This is a genomic window from Lentilactobacillus parakefiri (genome assembly GCF_002157585.1).
Taxonomy (GTDB): domain Bacteria; phylum Bacillota; class Bacilli; order Lactobacillales; family Lactobacillaceae; genus Lentilactobacillus; species Lentilactobacillus parakefiri.
Genome location: NZ_BDGB01000068.1, coordinates 1 through 2,751, shown reverse-complemented (window position 1 = coordinate 2,751; position 2,751 = coordinate 1). Strand labels below are relative to the sequence as shown.

At 37.6% G+C, this 2,751-nt stretch carries 4 protein-coding genes; 3 read left to right on the top strand and 1 reads right to left on the bottom strand.

The genetic code is table 11. The features are described 5' to 3' along the window. Nucleotides 1–156 precede the first annotated feature (156 nt). Nucleotides 157–324, bottom strand: a complete 168-nt coding sequence (locus LPKJCM_RS13200; RefSeq protein WP_165758584.1) for a hypothetical protein — start codon at nucleotides 322–324, stop codon at nucleotides 157–159. A gap of 215 nt (nucleotides 325–539) precedes the next feature. On the opposite strand from LPKJCM_RS13200, the gene LPKJCM_RS07385 reads away from it, so the two are divergent. The 3 genes from LPKJCM_RS07385 to LPKJCM_RS07375 are packed head-to-tail and all read left to right on the top strand — an operon-like array spanning nucleotide 540 to nucleotide 2,530. Then, entirely contained in the window at nucleotides 540–1,163 is a 624-nt protein-coding gene (locus LPKJCM_RS07385; RefSeq protein WP_057962637.1) for a recombinase family protein, read from the top strand. A gap of 41 nt (nucleotides 1,164–1,204) precedes the next feature. After that, nucleotides 1,205–1,567 (top strand): DegV family protein, encoded by a 363-nt coding sequence (locus LPKJCM_RS07380; protein WP_057962636.1) that lies wholly within the window; start codon nucleotides 1,205–1,207, stop codon nucleotides 1,565–1,567. Between the two features lie 48 nt (nucleotides 1,568–1,615). Then, nucleotides 1,616–2,530 carry a 1,4-dihydroxy-2-naphthoate polyprenyltransferase gene (locus LPKJCM_RS07375; RefSeq protein WP_057962635.1) on the top strand — a complete coding sequence of 305 codons (915 nt, stop codon included), beginning with the start codon at nucleotides 1,616–1,618 and terminating at the stop codon, nucleotides 2,528–2,530. Nucleotides 2,531–2,751 lie beyond the last annotated feature (221 nt).

The window sequence follows — 2,751 nt, the reverse complement described above, 5'->3', positions numbered from 1 at the left end:
AGCGTCAATTAACCACCAGTCTGCAAATGGTCGTTTTAGCGTTTTTAGCACTATTACTTAAGAGATTTTAGACAGCTTCTAAGGAAGAAACAGTGACGATTTTTTCATCACTTAAACTAATTAATATTAAATTAACATCGTATTTAAAAGAACTTTTTACCTTTGATCTTTAGGCTTAACTGGGAAAGCCCCAAGACCATAGCCGATAGTAAAGGCAATGACAATCCAACTAAAATCATGCTTATCAAAAATTTCAACATAAAGAACATATAAACCAATCGCCAACAAATATCGTAAAATATAAATCCAATTCTTTTTACTCATCATAAACCGCCTCCCAGAATAATAGAATAGTCCAAACGTCTCAATAATTCAGCCGCATTTGTACAAACATGTTTAACTCTAGTTAGCAATTCTTGTAACGATCATAGACATCACAGTATCGCACAGATTGATTACGCTAGGGTCTACCCTATTGTATCCAGCTAAAATATGTATTATCATTAGTTACATATAAGTGATCCGGAGGCCTTCTAAAAATGACAAAAATTGGTTACGCACGTGTTAGTACTCGTGAGCAAAATCTAGCCCGGCAAATTGAACAACTGAAAGCAGCAGGTGTGACGAAACTTTTCCAAGAAAAACTTTCTGGAAAGAATGCTGCTCGTCCACAACTACAAGCAATGCTTGATTATCTTCGTGACGATGATGAGGTTATTGTGCTAAGCCTAGATCGTTTAGGCAGAAATTCATCAGATTTAACAGAAATTATGGAAGCAATTCGACATAAAGGGGCAACATTAAATGTTTTAAATTTACCAAGCTTTAATAGTATTGAGGATACAAACTTGCGTAATCTTATTACCAATATCATTATTGAACTCTATAAATATATGGCACAAGAAGAACGTGAGACAATAAAAGTAAGACAGCGACAGGGAATTGAAATTGCTAAGCGTCAAGGAAAATATCATGGTAAAGTACGTGAATACGGACCACATTCACCAAATCGACAGAAACGCTATATTTATAAAGAAGCCTGTCGTTTGCTAACTCGACGGGAACAGGGAGAAGAATTAACAAAACGTCAGATTGCTCGTATGTTGGGGATTGCCCCTGTAACTTTATATCGAATTGAAAAATACCGTGCAGAAGAAAGCTAAAGACTCATTTGTGTTGTTAATGTGAAGGGAGGTTGGTTTTTATGATTCACATTGTTACAGATTCTACTGCTCAACTAACTGATCGGGAGATTAGGACTAACCACATAACGGTTATTCCATTAACAGTTACTTTAAATGGTAAAAATTATCGAGATCAAATTGACATTAGTCGAAATGAATTTTCCAATCAACTCAAAACAAATCGCGAATTTCCTCAAACTAGTCAACCATCAGTGGGTGATTTTATCGAAACTTATAAATGGCTTTTCCAACCAGGGGATCAAATTATTTCAATTCATATTGGTTCGGTTCTTAGTGGTACTGTTAAAACCGCTCAAATGGCTGCCAATCAGCTAACAATCCCAATAAAGATACTTGATAGTGGATTGACAGATCGCGGCTAAGGTACAAATAACTTGTTTCGTTGTCAAACAAAAGGATGGTGTAAATCATTGAAACCAAAAGTGTTTCTTGAATTTGTTGAAATTAAATCATTAATTGCGAGCGTGTTACCGTTCGTTTTGGGGAGTATGTACGCCTATTATAATTATCATCAGTTACATCTTGGTTATTTATTGCTATTTTTCATTGCATCTTCACTTTTTCACATGGCGACTAATGCGAATGATAATTACCAAGACTTCCTACACGCGCCACGTAATGACGACAATCAAGAATTTTTGCAAGAAACTAATGTGGTCGGTGTTAACCAGATTTCCATTGGTCAGGCCCGGACGATTACGTTTGGTTTAGCCGGAATCTCATTGATTATCGGACTATGGTTAGTAACACAAACGGGGTTGCCATTGTTGTGGATGGGGCTATATTCATATGCGGTCGGTTACTTTTACGCTGGCGGTCCGAAGCCAATTTCACAAGGCCCGTTTGGCGAATTTTTCTCGGGCTTTACGATGGGCTTTATGATCTTCTGGATTGCCGTCTTTATTAATACGTATGACACGGCAGCCATTACTTGGCAGTCAACGCTGGCTGTTTTAATTGCGTCAGGTCTGGCCATTTTTGCAATTTCTAACATTATGTTAGCTAATAATATTTGTGATATGGACGAGGACATTGCGTTAGGCCGACACACGATTTTGTATTATCTCGGCAAACCGGTGATGCTTCAGGTATTTGCATGGAGTTACGTTGCTGGTTATGCTTGTCTGGTGATCGCGGTCTTGATGGGTGTGCTGCCAAAGTTTAGTTTACTAACGTTGCTCAGTATTATTCCAGTTTGGAAAAATACGCGGGTCTTCTTGCACAAACAGGTCAAACGAGAAACTTTCAAGATTTCAATTAAAAACGCAACGTTGATTTGTCTTTCATTTATCGTTTTCATGAGCTTAGGACTGATTTTTAACTAGTCCTTCAATAAACGAGTATGGCTTTGAGAAAGCGCCAACTAACCAAGTTGATACTAAGCAGTATTTTTCCGGGTCTAGAATTTTTGGTGTTGGAAAGTATTTCCATTCCAAAAGTACTAGGCCCTTTTTGATAACAAAAAAAGGCATCTAAGCCTCCCTAGTGCTATGCTTTAAGCGACGAAACTCAAGATAAGCGGGGTAGGAATAGATGTCTCAACTAG